The 24,400-nt window shown below is 68.2% G+C and carries 12 protein-coding genes; 5 read left to right on the top strand and 7 right to left on the bottom strand.

The features are described 5' to 3' along the window. The first annotated feature begins 156 nt into the window (after positions 1-156). From MTF65_RS28160 to MTF65_RS28140, 5 genes are all read left to right on the top strand, one after another. Positions 157-975 carry a pyrroline-5-carboxylate reductase gene (locus MTF65_RS28160; protein WP_243631790.1) on the top strand — a complete coding sequence of 273 codons (819 nt, stop codon included), beginning with the start codon at positions 157-159 and terminating at the stop codon, positions 973-975. 145 nt (positions 976-1,120) lie between these two features. Next, positions 1,121-2,305, top strand: coding sequence for an NAD(P)/FAD-dependent oxidoreductase (locus MTF65_RS28155; protein WP_243631789.1), 1,185 nt, complete (start codon positions 1,121-1,123; stop codon positions 2,303-2,305). 37 nt (positions 2,306-2,342) lie between these two features. Further along, a complete protein-coding gene (locus tag MTF65_RS28150; protein WP_243631788.1) occupies positions 2,343-3,098 on the top strand; it encodes a thioesterase II family protein in 756 nt (251 codons plus the stop codon). Between the two features lie 73 nt (positions 3,099-3,171). Continuing rightward, positions 3,172-5,313: a thiamine pyrophosphate-dependent enzyme gene (locus MTF65_RS28145; RefSeq protein ID WP_243631787.1), complete on the top strand. Its 2,142-nt coding sequence runs from the start codon at positions 3,172-3,174 to the stop codon at positions 5,311-5,313. A gap of 43 nt (positions 5,314-5,356) precedes the next feature. After that, positions 5,357-6,394 carry a ketoacyl-ACP synthase III family protein gene (locus tag MTF65_RS28140; RefSeq protein ID WP_243631786.1) on the top strand — a complete coding sequence of 346 codons (1,038 nt, stop codon included), beginning with the start codon at positions 5,357-5,359 and terminating at the stop codon, positions 6,392-6,394. Positions 6,395-6,471: 77 nt separating this feature from the next. Here the strand turns inward: MTF65_RS28140 and MTF65_RS28135 are convergent, their stop codons facing one another. The 7 genes from MTF65_RS28135 to MTF65_RS28105 form a co-directional block, all read right to left on the bottom strand. Continuing rightward, positions 6,472-7,248, bottom strand: coding sequence for a class I SAM-dependent methyltransferase (locus MTF65_RS28135; protein ID WP_243631785.1), 777 nt, complete (start codon positions 7,246-7,248; stop codon positions 6,472-6,474). 66 nt (positions 7,249-7,314) lie between these two features. Next, positions 7,315-9,048, bottom strand: a complete 1,734-nt coding sequence (locus MTF65_RS28130; RefSeq protein ID WP_243631804.1) for an AMP-binding protein — start codon at positions 9,046-9,048, stop codon at positions 7,315-7,317. A 61-nt stretch (positions 9,049-9,109) separates the two neighbouring features. Next, positions 9,110-10,393, bottom strand: a complete 1,284-nt coding sequence (locus MTF65_RS28125; RefSeq protein ID WP_243631784.1) for a cytochrome P450 — start codon at positions 10,391-10,393, stop codon at positions 9,110-9,112. After that, positions 10,390-12,246, bottom strand: coding sequence for a non-ribosomal peptide synthetase (locus MTF65_RS28120; RefSeq protein WP_243631783.1), 1,857 nt, complete (start codon positions 12,244-12,246; stop codon positions 10,390-10,392). Before MTF65_RS28120 ends, MTF65_RS28125 begins: the two co-directional genes overlap by 4 nt. Then, positions 12,246-13,010, bottom strand: a complete 765-nt coding sequence (locus MTF65_RS28115; RefSeq protein WP_243631782.1) for a thioesterase II family protein — start codon at positions 13,008-13,010, stop codon at positions 12,246-12,248. Before MTF65_RS28115 ends, MTF65_RS28120 begins: the two co-directional genes overlap by 1 nt. A gap of 59 nt (positions 13,011-13,069) precedes the next feature. After that, positions 13,070-13,288, bottom strand: a complete 219-nt coding sequence (locus MTF65_RS28110) for an MbtH family protein (RefSeq protein WP_243631781.1) — start codon at positions 13,286-13,288, stop codon at positions 13,070-13,072. Positions 13,289-13,374: 86 nt separating this feature from the next. Further along, a complete protein-coding gene (locus MTF65_RS28105; RefSeq protein WP_243631780.1) occupies positions 13,375-24,237 on the bottom strand; it encodes a non-ribosomal peptide synthetase in 10,863 nt (3,620 codons plus the stop codon). Positions 24,238-24,400 lie beyond the last annotated feature (163 nt).

Below are 24,400 nucleotides of genomic sequence, written 5' to 3'. Positions count from 1 at the left end.
CCCGGATCCCCGCCCGAAGAGTCGCCTCGCACGACGGCATGCGAGACTCGCTCGTACCGCAGCACCACAATCACCCACGGCCAACAGCCGTTACGAACAGAGAGGTCCCCAATGACGGCTGGATCAGGACCCGTTAAGGAAGCTCAGCCTCCGCTTGTGGTGGTGCTCGGAGCCGGCCACATCGGCGAAACGGTGGTGGCGCGGCTGCTCGCCGCCGGACACCCCGCCACCCGCCTCAGGGCGACCACCCGGACACAGCGGCGGGCCGAGGCCCTGGCCGCGGCGCACGGGATTGTGACCGGCGTGAACAACGCCGAAGTGGCGGCCGGAGCGGATGTTCTCGTGCTGGCGGTCCGTCCGCCTCAGGCAGAGGACGTACTGCGCCAGTCAGTTGACGCCTCCTCATCTTCCGCTTCCATTGTTTCACTCGTCGCGGGTTACTCGCTCGACCGAATCGAACGGATCGCCGCTTCGTCATCCGGCGAGATCTCCGCATTCCGCGTGGCATCCAATGTCGCCTCCCTCCAGAAGGCCGGAGTGCTCGCCATATCATCGGCACCGGGCACGCCCGTCGGCGCGGAGGACCTCGTACTCACCACGCTGCGGCCGCTCGGCACTTTCATCGGCATTCCGGAATCGCATCAGAATGTCGCCGCTTCAACTCTCGGCAGCGGAGCGGCCTTTCTGGCACTGGCCGCAACCGGTGTCGTTGACGCCGCCACGTCTGACGGGGTGCCACCGGAGCACGCCACACTCTTCGCGGCCGAGGCCCTGGAGTGTGCGGCCGCACTGTTGCGACAGTCGAACCCCGCACCGGCCAACCCCTGGGAATCTCTGGCTACTCCCGGTGGAATCACGGAAGCGGGGATCAACTCCCTTCGCGCACATGCCGTGTCGCAGCGTCTGTCCGACGCGGTGCAGGCGGCCGTGGCTCGCGCGAATGCGCTCGCGACGACTCCCTCCGACCAGACTTGACCCCTGCCGACTCCGCCGACGATGATCCCTTCGGACGAAGATCAATAACGACGGGTTCATTGTGAGGACGCAGCAGGAATCGCCACGGCGATGGCCTGTTTCGCCCGTCCTCCTCGAACCAACCTCGACACGAAGGCGGCACGCCGTGTATGACGCGATAGTTGTGGGCGCCCGGTGTGCCGGCGCCTCAACGGCTCTTCTTCTCGCACGCGCGGGTTACCGCGTACTCATGGTCGACCGGGCGGCGTTCCCCCGGGACACGCTCTCCACGCTCTACATCCACCAGCCGGGAATCGTCCGGCTGGCGCAGTGGGGGGTGCTCGACGATGTCATCGCCACCGGAACCCCGGCCCTGGACAAGGTCACCTACCGGGTCGCGGACATCGAACTCTCCGGCTGCTCTTGGCCCGTCTCCGGCCAGCAGGCCGCGTACGCGCCCAGGCGCCATCACCTCGACTCGATTCTGGCCCGCGCGGCCGTCGCCTCCGGAGTGGAGTTCCGCGATGGCTGCACCGTCGAGGACGTACTCTTCGACGACGACCGCGTCGTCGGTGTCCGCTGCCGGACGGCGGGCGGCGCCCTCGTCGAGGAGCGGGCCCGACTGGTGATCGGCGCGGATGGGATGCGCTCCCGGGTGGCCGAGGCCGTGAAGGCCCCCGTCCTCACCGAGGACCCGCTGCTGACCTGTGCGTACTACACTTACTGGGAAGGCGTCTCCGACCACTTCCAACTGCACGAGGCCCCTGGCCGGTGGGTCGGTGTGATCCCCACCAACGACGACATGACGCTGGTCGCCTCCTACTTCCCGCAGTCGGAATTCGACCGGGTCCGGGCAGATGTCAAGACCGCCTACATGGAGTCCGTACGGACCACCGCGCCTGCCGTCTTCGACCGGATCGAAGGACTGGAGCGGGGGGACAAGTTCTACGGAAGCGGCGACCAGCAGAACTTCTTCCGCCAGGTCTCGGGCAACGGCTGGGCCCTGGTGGGGGACGCGGCGCACCACAAGGACTCCATCACGGCGAAGGGCATCACCGACGCCTTCCTGCAAGCCGAGACCCTGACCGAGGCCATCGGAGAAAACCTGCACGACCCTGCCCTGCTGAAGGCGGCCCTCCAGCAGTATGCGGCCGGCCATGAGGACCTGCTCATCGACGGCTACCAGAGCACGCTGTTCACAGCGGCCCTGAAGGTGCACAAGGACCGGCTAGCCATGCTCCGCGCGGTGGCGAGCAATGCGGAGTTCACCACCCGCTACTTCGCCGCCGTCGCAGGTGACTGCGCGACCGAGGATCTCTACACCCCCGAACTGCTCGACCTCCTCTACTGATCAGCCCGTGCCCTCACCGATATCCGGAGTTCTTCCCATGACTGTTTCGGCCGGCCTCGCGAGTCGCTGGATCCGACGCCATCTGCCCGTCGCCAATCCCCGGATACGTCTCCTGTGCTTCCCGCACGCTGGTGGCACCGCGAGCTTCTTCCGCTCCTGGCCCAAGCACTTCCCGGCCGATGTCGAGGTCCTCTCGCTGCGCTACCCGGGCCGGGAGGACCGCCTCAACGAGGCCTTCATCGATGCGATGGATCCACTCGTGGACTCCGTGACGGACGCTCTGGTCCCACTCCTGGACCGACCGTTGGCCTTCTTCGGCCACAGCATGGGGGCCTCGGTCGCGCACGAGGTGGCCGTCCGGCTCGAGTCACAGCACGATTTCCGCCTGCACCGGCTGCTGGTCTCCGCCCGGCCGGCTCCCCACCTGCTCGGCACCTACCGTCTCCACCTCGAAGACGACGACTCGCTGGCCGCCGATGTGAGGCGGCTGGACAAGAACAGCAGCGGCATCCTCGCCGATCCGGATCTGCGCGAACTGGTCCTGCCCGCCATCCGCGCCGACTACCGCCTGGTGGGCACCTATCAGCCTCGCGGGATCGAGAAGATCAAGAGCCCCATCGTCGCGTATGCGGGCGACACCGACCCCGAGGTCTCGTTCGCTGACGTCCAGGGCTGGAACGCGGTGAGCCCCGATGGATTCCGTTTCCGGGCCTTTCAGGGTGATCACTTCTATCTCGTGCCCCACGAGAAGGAACTCGTCACCGATGTGGTTCAGCAGCTCTGCCAGGACTGATTCCGGCCCGCCTCAAGCACGGCACATCCTCTTCACATGATCATCGACAGTCACAACGGGTGAGGTCATCCACATGCGGAACGAATACATCGACCCCTCTGGGCGCCTCGCGTACCACATCGGCGAGCCGGCCGACTACGACGCCATCGGCGGGGCGACCTTCCGACGCATGCTGTTCGACATGGCCGTCATCCGCGCGTTCGAGGAGAAGCTCCTCGAATGTTCCGCACGCGGCGAGGTCTCCGGACCCGTGCACACGTCCATCGGCCAGGAGGCAGTGGCCGCAGCCGTGCTACGTCATCTGCGCCCGGGCGACCAGGTCGTCGGCAATCACCGCTCCCACCACCACTTCTTGGCCCAAGGGCTCTCCCGGACCATCGAGGACGGATGGAACCCGCTGACGGACTCTCCGTCCTCGGCCGCGCATTCTCTGGTGACCTCCGCCTTCGCGGAGATCCTGGGCCGCCCTACCGGCGTCAACCACGGAGTCGGCGGCTCCATGCACCTGCGCCACGAAGAGGTCGGCTTCATGGGATCGAGCGCCATCGTCGGCGGTGGGATACCCATCGCCGCCGGTCTGGCCTTCGCCGACTCCCTGCGCCCGGGCGAATCCTGCGCGGTGTGCTTCATCGGGGACGGTGCGGTCAACCAGGGAACCTTCCATGAAACCGCCAACCTCGCAGGAGTCCTGAACCTGCCGCTGCTCATCGTCATCGAGAACAACGGCTACGCCGAGGCCACTCGTCCGGATCAAGCGTCGGCAGTCCTGCCGCTGGCCACACAGGGGCTGGCCCACGGCTTCCGGTCCGCCACCATCAAGGGCGGGGACCACGTGGGGCTCTACCGCACGGCTGCGGAGTTCCTCGCGTCGATGCGTGAGGGCAGCGGCCCCGCTCTCATCGAGGTGGAGACCTATCGGCACTTCGATCACACAGGCCCCGTCCGCGGCAGCGCTGTCGGGTACCGCAGCGCTGCCGAGGAGGAAGAGTGGCTGGAGCGTGACCCGATGACCTCGCTGCCGAAGGCCCTGGCAGCCCAGGGGCTGCTGACGGCCGAGGAGAGTGAGCGCATCAGGACCGCGGCGGCCACGTTCGTCGGCCAGGCATTCGATTCGGTGGCCCCACCGAGCAAGGTCGCACCGCTCCTGGACACCTACGGGCTGCTGCGCGGCCGCAAGCCCGCCCTTCCGGCGCCCTCTCCCTCTGCTGCCGAAACCCCGCAGAACTCGGGGCCCGGCACTCGCTGGACGTTCAAGAACGCCATCGCAGAGGGCATATCCAGGGCTCTGCGCGACTCTGAGGATGTCGTCTTCCTCGGCGAGGAGGTCGCGAACCCCGGTGGTCTGCTGTGGCAGGCCGGGAACCTGGACCCCGAGCTCGTCGGCTCACGGATCGTCAACATGCCGATATCCGAGGCCGGTTTCGTCGGAATGTCGTGCGGAGCCGCGATGGTGGGCATGCGTCCGATCGTGGAGCTGATGTACGGCAGCTTCGCCCTGATCGCCGCCGACCAGCTGTTCAACCACATCGGGATGATCCGCTCGCTGTACGGCAACACGGCACAGGCACCCGTGATCGTACGGGCCAAGGTGCCCATCGGGCGGGGGTACGGACCCCAGCACGGCCTCAACCCGGCCGCCCTGTTCAGTTCCTTCCCTGGCTGGCGCGTCCACGCTCCGGCCAATCCTCGCGAATACCTGGGCGTCCTGAACTCCGCACTGCGGTGCGACGACCCGGTCCTGCTGGTCGAGTTCGCCTCCCTCTATGACGAGCAATACGAGCTGTCGGAGCACGACTTCGCGGCCCAGCTGCCCCTGGAGGGCGCCCGGATGGTGCGCGGCGGCGACGACGTCAGCATTTTCACCTACGGAATCGGGGTGGACTGGGCGCGCGCTGCCGCCGAGGAGCTCGCGGAGGAGGGCATGTCGGCCGAGATCATAGACCTGCGCGCCCTCGACACGCTCTCGACGGACTGGGCCGCGCTGGAGGCCTCCGTGGCCCGGACCGGGCACGGCCTCTTCGTCGACCCGGCCGCGCGCAGCCAGTCGATCGCGCCCCGGCTCATCGCCGACCTCATAGGGCGTGGGGACTGGCAGCAGCAGCTGTCGTACATCACGTGTGCCGACGTGCAGCCGGTCACCCCCGCACTTGAACAGCAGGCGGTGATCGGCCCGGCCGATGTCGTGACAGCCGTCAAGTACCTCATCAAGGCCTGACCCTCCGGTCGCTCACGATCCCAACATTGACCGGGAGGTCTCTATGCGCTGGCAGAATCTCTACATAGCAGGGTCGGGCACCTACTTCCCCGAAGGTGTCGAGACCGCCGAAGAGGCGATCGCAGCCGGCCGTTACTCCACGGCCGAGCACGCGGCCAACGGGATCCGTGCGGTGCGGACCGCCGGGGAGTCCGAGGCCCCGCCCGTGATGGCGGCCACGGCCGGGCGTCTGGCAGTGGAGCGCTCCGGCCACGCCGCGGAGGACTTCTCCCTGGTGCTGCACGGCTGCATGGGTCACCAAGGGCAGGATTTCTGGACACCGGCCCACTATGTGCAGCGCGAGACGGTCGGTGGGCACGGCCCGGCGATCGAGATCCGCCAGGGTTCGAACGGCGGACTGGCCGGGCTGGAGCTCGCCGCGTCCCAGCTGACCGCGCGGCCCAATGCCACCGCGGCTCTGATCACCACGGGCGACGCTTTCCAGTCCCCCTATGTGGACCGCTGGCGCACTGAGAACCAGCAGGTTTACGGGGACGGCGGCACCGCACTGGTGCTGTCCAACCGTGAGGGGTTCGCCCGGCTGCGGTCGACCTCGTCCCGGTCCGAACCAGAGCTGGAACCGGTGTACCGGGGCACCGGCGGCTGGACCCCGGCACCTGATCAGGCGGCCTGGCCCGTCGATCTGCGCGGTCGCACCCGGGAGTACCTTCTGGCCGATCCGTTCCGTTACGACGACGTGATCGCCCGGACGGGCAAGAGCCTCGACCTGGTGGTGCGCGACGCGCTCGCCGACGCGGACGCCGCTCTGGACGACGTAGCGTTCGTGGTCCACCCGGCCATCGGGGAGACCATCGTGGAGTACTCCTACTTCGGGCAGCTGGGAATCGGCCGCGAGCGCACCGCGTACGACTGGGCACGTGACTTCGGGCACCTCGGGGCGGGCGACCAGTTCGCCGGGATCGACCATCTCGTCGCGAGCGGCCGCGCCGCTCGAGGTGATCTGCTGCTCGCCATCGGTGTCGGCATCGGATACATGTGGACGGCGGCTGTGGTCGAGGTGCTCGACTCACCCGGCTGGTAGCCCTCCCCGCAGACAGGCCTCACGACAACGCCCCGGGTCACGGTTGGTTCCGTGACCCGGGGCGTTGCGCGTGGTTCTCAGTTAGCGTGGCGGACCAGCGTGATGCCGTCCTTGACCGTCAGCATCACGGTGTTCACCCGCGGGTCCTTGGCGACCTTGTCGTTGAAGGCCACCACATATGCTCCCCATTCGGTGAGCATGTTGGAGAGCCACTCATCGCCACTGACTTCCTGCGTGTCGGCATCGGCGGCGAGGATCCGTTCGGCTTCCTCGGAGTTCTGGGTCATCGCGTCGACGACGACGCCGCCCCACAGCGTGTTGTCGATCGCCAGCAGCCCGTTCTCGGCGAGCAGACCGCGCTCCAGGATCAGATCGAAGTAGTTCGCGTAATTGGGCTTGTCCGCGTCGACGAATATGAAGTCGAACGGACCCTCGATCTCGCGAAGGGTTTCCAGGGCACCGGCCTCGACAAGCTTGATCTTGTGACCGTTCGCGCTGCGCGCGAAAGCGTTCTGCGCGAGATCACGGGCGCGCACGTCGGCACTGTAGTTGTCGACGGTGATGATCTCTCCGTCAGCCGGCAGTACAGCCGCCAGTCCGATCGTGGCATGACCGGTGAACGTGCCGATCTCCAGGATCCGCTTGGCCCCCACCATCCCGACCAGCATCGAGAGGAAGGAAACCTGCGCCGAGGAGGTGGCGATGTCGGCCCACTCCGGGCAAAGCCGCTCCGTGTCGGCGTGCAGCTGCTCCAGCTCTGCGGAGGGGGCGGTCGAGTGGGCCTCCGCGTACTCCTCGATGCCCGGCTGGAAAATTGACGACTTCTTGAAGACTACGTCCTTGCGATGGAACACGGAGTCCCTCTCCTTGCATGTGCGAACAATGTGATGTTGCCGTTTCGCTTCCCAGCGGAACCAAATTTAGTTCAGCAGATCTTCCTCTCGGAACTCCGAGCGCCGACGCGCTTGGGGTGCCAATTCGAAAGCCTTGAGAACGGAACGTTCGATCTTCCCCGAGGAATTCTTCGGCAGTTCAGCGAATTCGATCCTTCGAATTCGCTGATAAGGGGCGAGACGGGTGGAGAGGAAGGAGAACAGCTCTTTCGCGGTCTCGGGCGAAGCCTCGGCCGCGGCGGTCAGCGTCACGTAGGCCTTCGGGACCGCGAGGCGCTTCTCGTCCGCCGCGGCCACGACCACCACCTCGGCCACACTCTCGTGCTGAAGGAGAGTGCTCTCCAGCTGGAAGGGCGATATCCGGTAGTTCGACGACTTGAAGACATCGTCCTGGCGGCCCACGTAGGTGTAGTAGCCGTCGCCGTCCCGCTGTGCGAAGTCACCGGTGCGGTACCGCGCACCGGCACACGGGTCCACCAACTGCCCTTCACCGTCCGCATAGCCCCGCATCAGGCCGAGGGGCCGGTCCGTCACGTCGATGCTGATCTCACCCTCCTCGGCGGGCTCGCCCTCCGGGCTGATCAGCTCCACGGCATAGCCGGGCAGCGGGCTCCCCATCGCGCCCGCCTTCACCGGCCGGCCCGGCGGGTTGCCGATCAGGCCGGTCGCCTCGGTCTGTCCGTACCCGTCGCGGATCGTCACACCCCAAGCCCGCCTGATCTTTTCGATCACCTCGGAGTTGAGCGGTTCACCTGCGGAGACGGCCTCCCGCAGGGAGACCTTCCACCGGCCGATCGGCTGCTGCACGATCATGCGCCAGACGGTCGGCGGCGCACAGAACGTGGTCACCTGACCTCGAACCAAGGCGTCGAGCGTCGCCTCGACGTCGAAACGAGGCTGCGAGAGGGCGAGGACACCCGCCTCGGCGGACCAGGGCGCGAAGACATTGCTGCAGGCATGCTTGGCCCAACCGGACTGGGCGATCGTCGTGTGGGTGTCGCCGGGCCGCTGACCGATCAGGTACATGGTGGTCAACTGACCTACCGGGTAGGACGCGTGGCTGTGTTCCACCAATTTGGGCTGCGACGTGGTGCCGGAGGTGAAGTACCGGAACAGGGGATCGGTGGCCGGCGTGGGTCCCTCCGACCGGAACACCGAGTCGGAACGCAGGGCCACGTTCAGATCGTGCCAGCCCTCCGGGACGCGGTCGTCGTCCGCGCCGGACAGGCTGACGACACGGGTCCGGATTCCGGGGATCCGCCGGAACTTGCCAGTGTCCTCGGAGCGCGCCACGACATGCTGTACACCGGCGCGCTGAACCCGGCTGATCAGGTCTTCCTCGCCGAGCAGCGTGGCAGCGGGGACGATGACGGCACCGAGCTTGATCGCGGCAAGCATGGTGACCCACAGCTCCGCACGGTTGTCCAGCATCAACAACAGCGGATCACCGCGTCGTACACCGAGTTCCCGCAGCCAGTTCGCGACCTGAGCGGAGCGCTCGGACATCTCGGCGTAGGTCAGCCGTACGTCACGACCGGGGCCCGCGGCCAGGTCCATGACCCGCAGCGCGGTCGCGTCGCGGCGCTCGGGCGTACCGGCGACCACGTCGAACCAGTCGAGGGCCCAGTTGAAGGTGGTGAGCCGGGGCCAGGAGAACTCCCGGTACGCGGTGTCGTAGTCGTCGCGGTGTTTCTGCAGCACGTCACGGGCTGCGCGGAATGCCGCCGTCGAGTCACTGGGGTCGGCTTCGGCGCCGGGCACGGCCAAGTCACATTCCTCTGAGGAGGTCCGGGAGAACGGGAACGAATCCGAAGGCAGCTGTTCAGGCACCGGCGGGGGCCTGCCGCTCCACCAACATCCGCTCAGCGCCCGGGCGGAGCCGGGTGCGAATCGGCATGTGCTTGATTCCCGCCACGAAGTTGGATCGCAGATGCTCGACGGGGCCGTCCAGCTCGATCGACTCGAACAGGTCCAGCATCTCTCTCACGATCATGCGCAGCGTTATCCGGGCCAATGAGGCACCCACGCAGTAGTGGTTGCCGTACCCGAAGGCCAGATGGCGGTTGCCGGAGCGTGCGATGTCGAAGCGGTAGGGGTCGTCGAAGACCGCCTCGTCGCGGTTGGCCGAGCCGAGCCACACCGCGACCGCGGATCCGGCCGGGATGTGCTGCCCGGACAGAGTGACATCGCGTACGGCGTAGCGCATGAAGTGGTTGGCCGGCGAGGACCAGCGCAGCCCCTCCTCCACGCCGCTGGAGAGCAGGGAAGGAGTCTCGGCCATACGACGGAGGCTGTCCGGGTCCTCGATCAGCGCGAGCATCATGGCCGTGAGCACATGCGGGGTGGTCACATTGGCGCCGAGGAGAAGGCTGTAGCAGTTGTAGACGAGCTCCTGGACGTCGAGCTGCTCACCACCGGCGTTCATCGTCATCAGGAATCCGATGAGGTCGTCGGGCGGGTCGCCCGCGCGCTCCCGGATCTCGTCTGCGAAGTATCCGAAGAGCTCGTGGTGGACGCTCATCAGCGTCGTCGCCGCGTCGCCCTCCATAAACTCCGTGTCGTCCGGTGCCACGGCCATGGTCGTGCAGCGGGTGAGTCTGGGCCAGTCGCGCTCGGGAATTCCCATGATGGCGCCGGTGAAGGCCATCGGGAATTCCGCGGCGGCTGTCGCGAGATCCCAACGGTCCTGCGTCAGCGCTGGGGCGAGCATCCCGTGGACGGCCGCACGCAGCTGCTGCTGGCGCGCCGCCAGCCCCTTGGGCGACAGGGCGCGCGCCAGCGGGTCCCGCATGGCCGCATGCCGTGGCGGGTCGGTGGCCGCCATCATCTTGCCGCCGGCCGGGTCGCCGACGTCGAGGGCGAGCAGCAGGGTGCCGCGTTCCGAGGTGAAGTACTCGTGGTCGTCGAGCACCCGGCAGGCGTCCTCGTACCGGGTGACCGACCAGAACGCGCGGCCGTCCGGAAGTACCTGATGGTGCACGGGCGCACGTTCCCGCATCACCTTCCAGATGGGGTGCGGGTCGCCGTCGGCGTACAGTCCTGGATCGAACAGGTCGATCTTCTCCAGATCGACCTCCGGATCCTGCCCGGGAACGGTGATCCTCAAGGTCGGTCCTCTCCGATCTGCCCGTCCGCCTCGCTCGTCGGCGCAGCGGCCACCAGGTCTTCGATGGCCTGGGCCAGGCCGGCGATGGTCGCGTTCTCGTAGAAGCGGCGGGGCGTGATGCCGACCTTGTAGACGGCGGTGATCTCGGCGGTGATCTGTATGCCGAGCAGTGAATATCCGCCGAGCTCGAAGAAGTCGTCGTCGACTCCGACCTCGGATATACCGAGCAGGTCCGACCAGACGGAAGCCAGCGCGATCTCCACGGCGGTGGTGGCGGGCCGGAACGCGGCATTGACCTCGGGCCGCTCCTCGCTCACGCGCTCGGCGAGATCGGCCCTGTCCACCTTGCCGTTGGCGGTCAGGGGCAGCACGTCGAGAAGAATGAACGACGTCGGCACGGAGTATTCGGGGAGCACCTCGCCGAGGGACCGGCGAAGGTCCAGCGTGGAGACGCGGGCGCCGCGCTCGGGCACGAAGAAGGCGACCAGTACGCGGTCTCCGGCAGGGCCCGTCTGCGGCACGACGGCCGCGTCCCGAACACCAGGCTGTGCGGTGAGTGCGGCCTCGGTCTCCCCCGGCTCGACCCGGAAGCCCCGGATCTTCACCTGCTGGTCGACCCGGCCGAGGAACTCGAGCTCTCCGTCCGGCATCCGCCGGACCAGGTCACCGGTCCGGTACATCCGGGCGCCGGGGAGGTCAGAGAAGCAGTCCGCGACGAAACGCTCACCGGTGGCCGCAGGACGCCGTGCGTAGCCACGGGCCAGGCCCTCGCCGACGGCATAGAGCTCTCCGCTCTCACCATCCGGTACGGGGCGCAGCTTCGCGTCGAGGATGCGGACCTCGGTCCCCCGGATGGGCCGCCCGATGGGTACGCTGCCGGCGCCGAACGGCCCGGTGGCGAGGTGACAGGCGGTGAAGGTGGTGTTCTCGGTCGGCCCGTACCCGTTGACGATCCGCAGGCCCGGCAACGCCTGCCGTACCCGGTCTGCCTGCGCGGCGGACACGACATCGCCGCCGGCCAGCAGGTAGCGCACTCCTGTGAGCTTCTCGATCTGCCGTTCCGACAGCCGGTGGAACAGACCTGCGGTGAGCCACAGCACGGTGACACCCTCGGTGCGCACCGTATCCACCAGTTTGGCCAGCGAGGCACCGGCTTCCGGATATATCGCCAGGCGAGCGCCATTGAGCAGCGGCGCCCAGATCTCGAACGTCGACGCGTCGAATGCGGGCGAGGCGAACTGGAGCACAACGTCGTCGGCCGAAACCGGGACGTAGTCGGGGTCCAGGGCGAGCCGTCGCACGGCACGGTGTGGTATGGCAACGCCCTTGGGCGTTCCGGTCGAGCCCGAGGTGTAGGCGAGGTAGGCGATGTTGTCGCCGTGGACCTCGACGCCGGGATCGCCGTGCGGCTGCTGCTCCACCTCGGACCAGTCACGGTCCAGACAGATGACGTTCAGTCCATCGGCGGCGGGCGGCAACAGCCGCTCCTGGGTGAGGATCACCGATGCGTTCGCGTCGTCCAGCAGAGCCCGCTGCCGCTCCAGCGGCATGGTCGAGTCCAGGGCCAGGTAGCTTCCGCCGGCTTTGAGGATGCCCAGCACGCCGACCACCAGGTCGAGTGAGCGCTCGACGGACAGCGCCACCGGGGTCTCGGTCCGCACTCCCCGCTCACGCAGGTAGTGGGCCAGCCGGTTCGCCCGGATGTCGAGCTCCCGGTAGGTGAGTTTCTGGTCGCGCCAGGTCGCCGCCAGCGCCTCCGGGGTGGCCGCGGCCCGCGCCGCGAACACCGCGTGCACCGACAGGGAATCCATGGTGTGGCCCGCCTGCGCGAGCGGTGCGAGACCGCCGGTCATTACCTGCCCTCCAAGGCGGTCTTGATGTCCTGCTCGAGTTCGGCGCGAAGCGCCAAAGGAGCCTGCAGGAAGCTGTGGTGGCTCCCCTGCAGCACGGTGAAACGGACGTCGTCCGAGTACTCCCGCCACCCCTTCATGAGGTCGGGTGCGACCTCGACGTCGTCCATCCAGCCGAGCACGGTGATCGCGCTGGGGACCACCTCGGGGGCTTCCAGCCGGTACTGCTTGTTGGCGTCCACGTCGGCACGCATGACTCCCAGTCCGAACCGGATCAGGTCCGGATCGGGCTCACTGCCCATCGCCCGGGTCAGATCGGCCAGTTCCTCCGCCAGCTCATCGTCGGTCATGCCGAGGAAGCGGCCGTACGGCCCGTCGTGCGGCGCGACCTGGGACGAGATGAAGAGCCGGTCGGGGGTCGGGAGCCCCGCAGCGTGGAGCTGACGCGCGGTCTCGAAGGCGGCGAGAGCCGAGCTGCAGTGGCCGAAGAAGGCGAAGGGCACGTCCAGATACGGCTCCAGGGCCTGGACCAGCGATTCGGCAAGGGACTCGTACGTTCCGTAGTGCGGGTCCTTCGCACGGTTCTCCCGGCCGGGCAGCTGGATCATACAGACCTCGGCACCGCCGATCGTGCGTGGCCAGCGGGCGTACATGGATGCGCCGACACCTGAGTAGGGCAGGCAGAAGATTCGTGCTTTGGCACCCTCCTTAGGGCGGCGGAGCAGCCACCGTTGTGGCGTGCTGGATGAGCTGGACCGGGTTTCCATTGACATACCTCGAAGTAGCACGTGCCGTTGCCTACGGTCTACGGATCACCGTCGGGTCCTCAGTTAGCGGCGCTCTCCATGGCGTCGACCAGGCTCTTGGGCCGCATGTCGGTCCAGTTCGTCTCGATGTAGTCGAGGCACGCCTGACGAGAATCCTGCTCATGGGCGATCGCCCAGCCCGCCGGCACCTCCGCGAATGCGGGCCACAGCGAGTACTGGCCCTCGTCGTTGACCAGCACGAGGTAGGTGGCTTCCGGGTCGTCGAACGGGTTCGTCATGTCAGTCCTTTTCTCTGTCGCTTCTTGGTGGAGGTGGTGGGTGCGCACTCGCACCCACCACGGGGATGTCGACGGCTGGTACGCGCTCAGGCCAGGTCTGCGGCGATGACCGGGCCGTACTCGACCAGCGCCTCCGCGTCCATGAGCCGACCGTGCTCGGTGGCAACGTCATGGATCCGCAGCTCACCTGCCACGTACGGCTTCCAGGTGTCCGGACTCGGCCAGTCGGGATGGGCGTTGGCGCTGGTCGTGATCAGCCGCACCGAACCCTGGAACACCTCGGGTTCGTAGTCGCGCTGGAGCACGATGTTGTTGTAGAAGGTGTCCACGACGCCCTCGATGGCTCCATCGTCGAGCGCCGCGATGGCGCTTCCGCGACTTCGCATGATCTGAGCCGCTTCGGCGAAGTCCATGTCCGTCCCGTCTTCGACGGGGTGTCCGAGGAAGGCGAGCAGACCGCCGAGGATCTCGCTCTTGGCCGGCACCGGGACCTCACGGGCGATCGCCTTGAGCGGGTAGGCATCGAGGATGGCCAGCAGCTCGACCTTCTCCCCATGCTTCTGCAGCCGGGTGGCGATGGCATGAGCCACCACACCGCCGAAGGACCAGCCGAGCAGGTGGTACGGCCCATCGGGCTGAACCGACTTGATCTGCCCGAGGTAGTCGGCGGCCATCTCCTCGACGTCGGCCGGGCGCGGTTCGCCACCGGCCAGTCCGCGCGCCTGCAGCGCGTAGAGAGGCCGGTCGTCGGGCAGGTACTGGGCAAGCCGTGCGTAGGACCAGCTCACTCCCGCCCCTGGATGGATACAGAAGACCGGGGGCTGGTCACCGCGCGGGCGCAGCGGCAGCAGGACGCCGAGCGGATCCGTGCCCGTGCCCTCATCCAGCTTGTCGGCCAGTTCGGCGACCGAGGGAGCCTCGAAGAGGTCGATGACACTGATCTGGGCCCCCAGGGTCTCCTGAATACGCCGTACCAGGCGTACCGCGAGCAACGAGTGCCCGCCCAGCTCGAAGAAGCCCGAGGTGACACTGGACACCGGCCGTTCAAGGACCTCGGCGAACAGCGAACACAGCAGCTCTTCCCTCGGCGAGGCCGGCATCCGCACCGGCGCAGTGCCGGCCTCGTCCGCCGTCTCGTCCTCGGGCTCGTCGGCAGACTGCTCGAACAGCACCACCGAGGCGGGCATCAGCCCCTCCGGCAGCCGGTCGGCGAGGTACGCGGTGAGGGCCTCGGCGTCGAGCTCACTCCCCTCCGGTACGGCGGCGTAGGCGACCAGTCGGGATTCGCCCAGCTGGTCCTCGCGCACGACGAGATCGGCCTGTAGGACGTCCGGGTGCCCGGCGACCGCAGCCTTGATCTCGGCCAGTCGGATCCGGTCCGTCAGCGCCGCGGTGGCGGCGGGCCCCTCCTGCGCGGCACTGCGTCCGATACGGCTGAGGGGCTGGTCGGGAGTGGCCACGATCTGCTCCATCAGGCGCCGCCAGCGCTCCAGCAGGGCTTCGACGGTGTCCCGGTCGAACAGATCGGTGGAATACTCCACCGCTCCGTGAATGCCGGCGCTCTCCCCTGCCGCGCTCTTGCGCTCGTAGAGCTGAAGGGAGAGGTCGAACTTGGCAGACTTGGGTTCGACGGTAGCCATCTCCACCTGGAGCCCCGGCAGTTCGAACGATCCCTGCGGGATGTTCTGCAGCGCCAGGGAGACCTGGAACAGCGGATGGTGGGAGAGCGAGCGTTCCGGGTTGAGCAGCTCGACAAGGTGCTCGAAGGGCAGGTCCTGGTGTGCGTAGGCCGCCAGGTCCGCTTCTCGCACCCGGCCCAGCAGCTCACGGAAGCTGGGATCGCCGGACAGGTCCGTGCGCAGGACCAGTGTGTTCACGAAGAAGCCGACCAGATCGTCGAGTGCCTCGTCCATACGGCCCGCGATGGGGGTGCCCAACGGGATGTCGTCGCCCCCGCCGAACCGGGCGAGCAGCGTGGCCAGCGCGGCCTGCAGCACCATGAACAGGCTGGTCTCGCTGGACCGGGCGAGTTCCGCCAGCTTCTGGTGGAGCTCCGCGCCGATCAGGAGGCTCACCACGTCGCCGCGGTAGGAGTTCACCGCGGGCCTCGGCCGGTCGAAGGGCAGCTCGATGCGGTCGGGGAGCCCGGCCAGCGCCTGCGCCCAGTGGTTCACCTGCTCGTTCAGCAGGCTGCCGGTATCGTCGGCCGTACCCAGAAGTTCCTGCTGCCACAGCGTGTAGTCGGCGTACTGCACCGGTAGCGGCTGCCAAGCGGGCGCCTGCCCCAGGGAGCGGGCGGCGTAGGCCTGTCCCAGGTCCCGCGTGAGCGGTCCCATGGACCAGCCGTCGCCGGCTATGTGGTGCAGCACGATCAGCAGTACGTGCTCGTCCGGCCCCAGTCGGAACACCTCGGCCCGGATCGGGAAGTCGTGCTCCAGATCGAAACCGACCCCCGCGGCGGCCGACAGTGCCGAAGCGAGCTCGGCTTCGCCGCTCTCCCGCACGGTGAATTCCATCCGCGCCAGGTCCGCCGCCACCGTGAACTGGCGCGGAGCGTCGTTCCGCTCGGGGAAGATGGTCCGCAGGGATTCGTGTCGGCCCAGGACATCGTCAAGCGCCGCCCGCAGTGCCTCCTGGTCGAGGCTGCCGGTCAGCCGCAGGATGAGCGGGATGTTGTAGGCGGTCATGCCCGGCTCGATGTGGTGCAGGAACCACAAGCGACGCTGTGCGAAGGAGAGGGATACCTCCTCCGGTCGCTGTGCCGGTACCAGCGCGGGCCGGACGGTGTCGCTGCGCATGTCGTTCAGCAGCGCCGCGAGCTCACCCGCGGTGGGTGCCTTGAAGAGGTGTCCCACGCCGACCTCGATGCCGAGGACGGTACGGATCCGGGAGGTGAGCCGGGTGGCTATCAGAGAGTGGCCGCCCAGGTCGAAGAAGTTGTCGTCCACGCCGACCGCGGGGCGGCCCAGGATCTCCCCGAACAGCTCGCACAGGATCTCTTCCTGAGGGCCTCGGGCCGCCCGCTTTCGGGCAAGCCCGAACCGGGGGGCGGGCAGCGCCCCACGGTCCAGTGTCCCCCACAGCGTCGTCGGCAGGACGTCCAGCGACAGCACCACGTCGGGCACCAGCGCGGCCGGCAGCAGCTGCTGGAGGTGGCGGCGCAGCGCCGCCGTGTCGATCCCCGCCTCGGACGTGGGAACCGCGTAGCCGACGAGCATGGCTGCCTGGGACGCCTCGTCCAGGTCCGCGCCGCGGACGGCGACCGCCGACCGGAGAACTCCGGGGTACGTGTCCATGGCCGTCTCCACGGCCCGCAGCTCGACCCTCAAACCCTGTATCTCGGCCTGCTCGTCGACCCGGCCCAGGAGCCGCAGCGTGCCGTCGGCATCCCGGCGTCCGGCTTCGCGGGTGCGGAACATCCGTGAGCCCGGCTCACCATGGGGGTCGGGCACGAATCGCTGCGCGGTCGCCGCGGGTAGGCCCGCGTAGCCCCGTGCCAGGCCAGGGCCCGCGAGATACACCTCACCGGGAACGTGGGACGGTACGGCCCGCAGCCGCTCGTCCAGTACGTAGACCCGCAGCGCCGACGCCGGGCCGGCCTCGGCCGGAGCATACGGATTCAGCAGCGTGTTACCCGCGGCCGTCAGTCTCCGGGAGAGGGCTTCGGGGCACTCCTCACCGTCGAGGATGAGCACACGGCCGCGCAGCTCCTGCGCGGTGTCCCAGAGAGCAGGCTCCGAGACGCCGAGGGAGACATGGGTGATCTTCTCCCGCTCGACAAACGCCGCGAGGTCGCTGTCAGGGCCGAGGATCAGCGTGGCGCCGTGTGTGAGGACGGCGAGGACGGCCCGTACTCCCGGCTCGGCCGTCACGTCGGACAGGTGCAGCACAGAGGCATCCGCGCCCAGTGCCGATTCACGCCCGGAAGCCGCCGTCGAAGGGCGGGCGCCGGTGACGACCACCGGGAGCGGTTCGCCCGCTGCTCCCGGTACGTGGATGACGTACGCGGCGTGTGCGGAGGTCAGACCGCCCACGGGGAGGTTCTCCGCGGAGTACCCGTCCAGCGCCGCGATGACGTCCGGGGCGTCCAGTGCCAGTCGCCCCGTTCCGTCCGGAAGGACGACGTGGTCGCCGGACGCGGTCAGCGTGAGCACGGGTGACACGCCTGCCAGAGCGGCCTCGAGGTGGTCCTCGGACCAGTCCGGTCCGACCGGCTGGAACGCGGCGCCCGCCTTCGCGGCCGCCACGAATCCGACGATGAGGTCGAGGGAGCGGGGCAGCGCGAGGGCCACCACCGAGTCCGGACCCACGCCACGCTCGAGCAGCAGCCGCGCGAGCCGGTTCGCCCGCGCGTTCAGCTCCCCGTACGTGAGGCGATCACCACCGTCGACCACCGCCACCGCACCGGGCTCCCGCGCGACCTGCGCCTCGACCGACGCGGCCAGGGAGACCCACGGCGCCACCGCGCCACCATCGTTCACGCCGCCGAGCAGCTCACGCCGCTCATCCGCCGAGAGGACCTCGGCCGCACCGATCCGCGCGTCCGGCGCGCCGACCAGCTCCTCCAGCAGACGACCCCACCGTGTGACCAGGGCCTCGACCGTCGACCGGTCGAACAGATCGGTACTGAACTCGGCGACGATGTCGAGGCCCTCGAGATCGCCCTGTCCGGCGCGCCTTTCCGTGACGTTGAAGAACAGGTCGAAGCGGGACGTTCCCACTCGCTCGTCGCTGCCCTCGGGTCGCTGCTCCCGAGTCTCGGGGGCAGGCAGCTCCATCTGTCCGCCGGGGGCGTTCTGCAAGGCGAACATGACTTGGAAGAGCGGGTGATGGGAAAGGGAGCGCTGCGGATTGAGCACCTCCACCAAGTGCTCGAACGGCAGATCCTGGTGCGCGTACGCCGCCAGGTCCGCCTCCCGCACCCGGCCCAGCAGCTCACGGAACGTCGGATCACCCGACGTATCCGTACGCAGCACCAGAGTGTTGACGAAGAACCCGACCAACTCGTCCAGCGCCTGGTCCGTACGGCCGGCGATCGGCGTGCCCAACGGAATGTCAGTCCCCGCACCCAACCGCGTGAACAACGCCGCCAACGACGCCTGCAACACCATGAACACACTCACGCCACACTCACGCGCAAGCCCCACCACACCCCGATGCACCCCGGCATCAAAGCGCAGGCCGAGCGCGTCGCCACGGTAGGTGTTGACTGCCGGACGCGTACGGTCGGCAGGCAGGTTCAACTGCTCCGGCAGACCCGCCAGCGCATCCTTCCAGAACGCGATCTGCGCACTGAGCAGACTCTCCGGATCGCTCTCCTCACCCAGCAACTCCCGCTGCCACAACGTGTAATCCGCGTACTGAACAGGCAACGGCTCCCACGCGGGAACCTCACCCCGACACCGCGCCGCATACGCCTGCGCCAGATCACGCGTCAACGGCCCCATCGACCAGCCATCACCCGCGATGTGATGCAGCACCAACAACACGACGTGATCCCCAGGACCCATCACGAACACATCCGCACGCAGCGGAAGCTCACACTCCAGATCAAAACCACGCCGAGCCGCCACCGCCAGCACCGACCCCAGACCCCCAGCCGGAACCTCCGACACCGAGAACCCAAGAACCGCCCCAGCCTCCACCGCACCCAGCACCAACTGCCGCGGCACACCATCCACTTCCGGGAACACCGTACGCAAACTCTCGTGCCGGCTCACCACATCAACCAACGCGGCCCGCAACGCCTCCCGGTCCAACTCACCGGAAAGCCGCACCTGCGCCGGCATGTTGTAGGTGGGGGTGACACCTTCCAGGCGGTGCAGGAACCACAGGCGGCGCTGCGCGAACGACAGCGGCACCACTTCAGGACGCTGCAGGGCACGCAGCGGCGGGCGCACGTCGCCCTGGGAGTCCAGCTCGCCCGCGAGACCGGCTACGGTCGGCCGCTCGAAGAGGGTGCGGATCGGAAGCTCGACTCCCAGCACCGTACGGATACGGCTGATCAACCGCGTCGCCAGCAGCGAATGACCACCCAAATCGAAGAAGTTGTCCTCGACCCCGGCCGAAGGGACACCGAGCACCTCGGCGAACAGCTCGCAGAGGATCTCCTCACGAGGGCTCCGGGCCTTGCGCTGTTCGCCGCCGGTGAGGTCCGGCTTGGGCAGCGCGCGCCGGTCCACCTTCCTGTTGGTCGTCAGCGGCAGCTCGTCCATCAGAATGACCGCGGACGGCACCATGTAGTCCGGCAGGCGATCCGCCACGTACGCGCGCAGCCCGGCAGAGGTAAGGCCGGCCTCGTCCGCCACGGTCACGTAGGCCAGCAGCCGCGCGGGGCCGTTGTCAGTGTCGGTGATCACCACGGCCTGGTCCACGCCCGGGCAGCTCGCCAGGGCGGACTCGATCTCACCCGGTTCGACGCGGTAGCCCCGGACCTTGACCTGGTGGTCCGTACGGCCGAGGTAGTCGAGCTTGCCGTCCGCGCGCCAGCGGACCAGGTCACCGGTCCGGTACATCCGCGCACCGGCCGGACCGTAGGGGTCCGCCACGAACCGCTCGGCCGTCAGACCCGCACGGTTCAGATAGCCACGTGCCGCACCCCTGTCCGCCACGTACAGCTCCCCGCCCACGCCGGCCGGCACAGGCAGCAGCTTGTCGTCCAGTACGTAGACGCGCTGTCCGGGAATGGGTAGACCGATCGAGGCGGCCGCGGCCCACTCGTCGACGTCACGCGTCAGCACCTCCGCGGTGATGGCGTACGTCTCGGTGGGACCGTACACATTGTGCAGTTCCACCTGCGGGTGCGAGACGAAGAACCGGCGTATGTTCCGGCTCAGCCTGAGCGCCTCACCCGCCTGGGACATCAGCCGCAGGGCCCGCATCTCAAGGCCGTGCTCGTTCGCCGCCTCACACACCGCCTCGATGACCAGGGTCGGTGCGTGCAGCTCCGCGATGTCGTTGTCGTCCATCCAGCGAGCCAGCAGCTCACCACTGCGCCGCACGTCCTCCGCGGGCAGCCACAGCTCCTTGCCCGCCACCAGGGAGGAGAGCATCTCCTGTACCGACACGTCGAAGGTCAGGGCTGTGAACTGGGCAACCCGACGGCCCACTCCGCCGCCGACGATCCGCTCATGCCACACGAGCATGTTCGCGTACACCCCGGCGCGCATCACCACACCCTTGGGGGTGCCGGTCGTGCCGGACGTGTACAGGACGAAGAGTCCGTGCTCGGGCGTGAGCGTCCCACCGCGCTCGGCGTCGGTGACATCCACGGCGGACAGGGCGGACAGTCCCGCCGCGACTGCCGGATCGTCCAGGACCAGCCGCTCCGCCGAGGCGGGCAGCACATGCTCACACGCGGACGACACCACCACGACCTCGGGTGCGGCGTCGGAGAGCATGAAGTCGATCCGCCCGGTCGGCAGGTCGACGTCGATCGGCAGATACGACGCACCCACCTTGAGCGCCGCCACGAATCCGACGATGAGGTCGAGGGAGCGGGGCAGCGCGAGGGCCACCACCGAGTCCGGACCCACGCCACGCTCGAGCAGCAGCCGCGCGAGCCGGTTCGCCCGCGCGTTCAGCTCCCCGTACGTGAGGCGATCACCACCGTCGACCACCGCCACCGCACCGGGCTCCCGCGCGACCTGCGCCTCGACCGACGCGGCCAGGGAGACCCACGGCGCCACCGCGCCACCATCGTTCACGCCGCCGAGCAGCTCACGCCGCTCATCCGCCGAGAGGACCTCGGCCGCACCGATCCGCGCGTCCGGCGCGCCGACCAGCTCCTCCAGCAGACGACCCCACCGCGCGACCAGGGCCTCCACCGTCGACCGGTCGAACAGATCGGTGGCGAATTCCACGACGCCGTCGAGTCCGTCGGGGTCGGCGTCGACCGTCCTGCGCTCCCATAGGCTCACGAAAAGATCGAAGCGCGACGTTGCCGTGGAGGTCGGCTCGGCGCCGACCTCCAGACCCGGCAGTTCGAACTTCCCCTGGGGGGTGTTCTGGAGGGCCAGGGACACCTGGAAGAGCGGGTGATGGGAAAGGGAGCGCTGCGGATTGAGCACCTCCACCAAGTGCTCGAACGGCAGATCCTGGTGCGCGTACGCCGCCAGGTCCGCCTCCCGCACCCGGCCCAGCAGCTCACGGAACGTCGGATCACCCGACGTATCCGTACGCAGCACCAGAGTGTTGACGAAGAACCCGACCAACTCGTCCAGCGCCTGGTCCGTACGGCCGGCGATCGGCGTGCCCAACGGAATGTCAGTCCCCGCACCCAACCGCGTGAACAACGCCGCCAACGACGCCTGCAACACCATGAACACACTCACGCCACACTCACGCGCAAGCCCCACCACACCCCGATGCACCCCGGCACCCAGCACGAACGGACTCACCGCACCACGCGAGGACGCCACAGCCGGACGCGTACGGTCGGCAGGCAGGTTCAACTGCTCCGGCAGACCCGCCAGCGCATCCTTCCAGAACGCGATCTGCGCACTGAGCAGACTCTCCGGATCGCTCTCCTCACCCAGCAACTCCCGCTGCCACAACGTGTAATCCGCGTACTGAATAAGCAACGGCTCCCACGCGGGAACCTCACCCCGACACCGCGCCGCATACGCCTGCGCCAGATCACGCGTCAACGGCCCCATCGACCAGCCATCACCCGCGATGTGATGCAGCACCAACAACACGACGTGATCCCCAGGACCCATCACGAACACATCCGCACGCAGCGGAAGCTCACACTCCAGATCAAAACCACGCCGAGCCGCCACCGCCAGCACCGACCCCAGACCCCCAGCCGGAACCTCCGACACCGAGAACCCAAGAACCGCCCCAGCCTCCACCGCACCCAGCACCAACTGCCGCGGCACACCATCTACTTCCGGGAACACCGTACGCAAACTCTCGTGCCGGCCCACCACATCAACCAACGCGGCCCGCAACGCCTCCCGGTCCAACTCACCGGAAAGCCGCAACGCCAAGGGGATGTTGTAGGCAGGCGAGTTCTCGAACTTCTGGAGGAACCACAGGCGGCGCTGCGCGAACGACAGCGGCACCGCTTCAGGGCGCTCCATCAGCACCACGGGCGGACGCACCGCGACCGATGCGTCGATCCTCCGCGACAGCCCTTCCACCGTCGGCGCCTGGAACAGCGTACGGATCGTCAGCTCGGCACCCAGGGTCGCCCGGATGCGGTTGATGAGCCGTGTGGCCATGAGGGAATGGCCGCCCAGATCGAAGAAGCTCTCGTCCACACCCACCGAAGGCAGGGCAAGCACCTCGGCGAACAGATCGCAGAGGATCTCCTCCTGCGGATTACGCGGACGGCGGCCCATCGGAATGATTCCGCCGACAGGCTCCGGCAGTGCCGCGCGGTCGAGCTTACCGTTCGCGTTCAGCGGGAAGCTGTCGAGCGTCATGAACGCGGCGGGCACCATGTGACCCGGCAGCCGCTGCTGCAGATAGTCCCTCAGTGCCCGGGCGAAGGCGAACTCCCCCTCCGGAGCACCGGCTTCGGGCTCGGCTATGACATAGCCGACGAGCCGCCGGTCGCCCTGGCGGTCCTCTCGCAGGGCAACAGCGGCCCGGCCCACCCAAGGGTGCTCCGCCAACGCCGCTTCGATCTCGCCGAGTTCGATGCGAAAGCCGCGCAGCTTGATCTGACTGTCGGCCCTGCCAACAAACTCCAGATTGCGGTTCGTCCGCCACCGAACGAGGTCACCGGTGCGGTACATCCGCTCGCCGGGCGTCCCGAACGGGCTGGCCACGAAGCGGGAGGCCGTCAGCCCCGGACGGGCCAGATATCCGCGGCCGAGCCCGGCGCCGGCGACATACAGTTCACCCGTAACGCCCGGAGGGACCGGCCGAAGGGCGGCGTCGAGGACGAATACCCGGGAGCCGTCGACCGGGCGGCCGATCGCGGGAACGGTGCCGTCGGCCGCGACGTAGCAGGTGGTGGCGTGGACGGTGGTCTCCGTCGGCCCGTAGATGTTGACCGCGCGGCAATCGGGCAGGACCTTGTTCAGCTCCGAGACGGCACGGGCCGAGAGCGCCTCGCCCCCGAAGACCACGCGGCGCAGCTCCAGCCGCCCCCATACATCGGTATCGCCCCCGGCTGCCAGCAGTTCGTCGAACGCCGACGGCGTCTGGCTGAGAATGGTGACCCTTTCGCGGATGAGCAGTTCCAGCAGCTCACCCGGCGAGCGGCTCACATCGCGGGGTACGACCACGACCTGGGCCCCGGTCAGCAGGGCGCCCCAGATCTCCCAGACGGAGAAGTCGAATGCGTAGGAGTGGAACCATGCCCAGACATCGTCGGGACCGCATTCCAGCCAGTGGTCCTGCCCGGCGAAGAGGCGCACCGCGTTGGCGTGAGTGGTGACCACGCCTTTCGGAAGACCGGTCGAGCCCGAGGTGTAGATGACGTACGCCGCATGGGCCCCTTGCCGGGCACCGCGCCGCTCGGCGTCACCGACCGTCCCGGACTCGCCCCCGGCCAGGGCGGCGACCGTATCCGGCGCGTCCAGCACGATGGCCGGGACGTCGAGCCCGGGCAGTCCCGGCGCCGCCGCTTGGTCCGTGAGTACGCATGCCGCCTGGGCGTCCCGGACTATGAGCGCGATCCGCTCGGCGGGGTTGTCCGGGTCGATGGGCACGTACGCCGCGCCCGCCTTGAGCACGGCGACCATGGCGACGACGGTCTCCACGGTCCGGTTCAGGAAAAGCGCGACCATTCGCTCGGGGCCCGCGCCGTTCTCCAAGAGCAGCCTGGCCAACCGGTTTGCACGGACGTCCAGTTCCGCATAGGAGAGCCGCTCGTCACCACACACCACAGCCGGCGCCGACGGATTGATCCGCGCCCGCTCCTCGAACAGTTCACCGAGGCTTGCGCGACCGCCCTTCTGCGCTGCGCCGACGGCCGTGTACGAGGTGGTCATCCCTTGACTCCTAGCGACGAAATCAGCGGCTCTGCCGCTGCTGCTCTCAGCTCACGAACGGCCAAGCCATCCGAATCGGCCACGCTCGGACAGCGGGCGGTCGGCATGAACGGCGATCGTATCAGTTTTATCTCGAACAAATGATCCCAGGGGCTCCTCTGAG

The organism is Streptomyces sp. APSN-46.1 (assembly GCF_022815725.1).
Lineage (GTDB): Bacteria > Actinomycetota > Actinomycetes > Streptomycetales > Streptomycetaceae > Streptomyces.
Note: the sequence above shows the minus strand (reverse complement) of the source record. Positions and strands in the feature narration are given on the sequence as shown.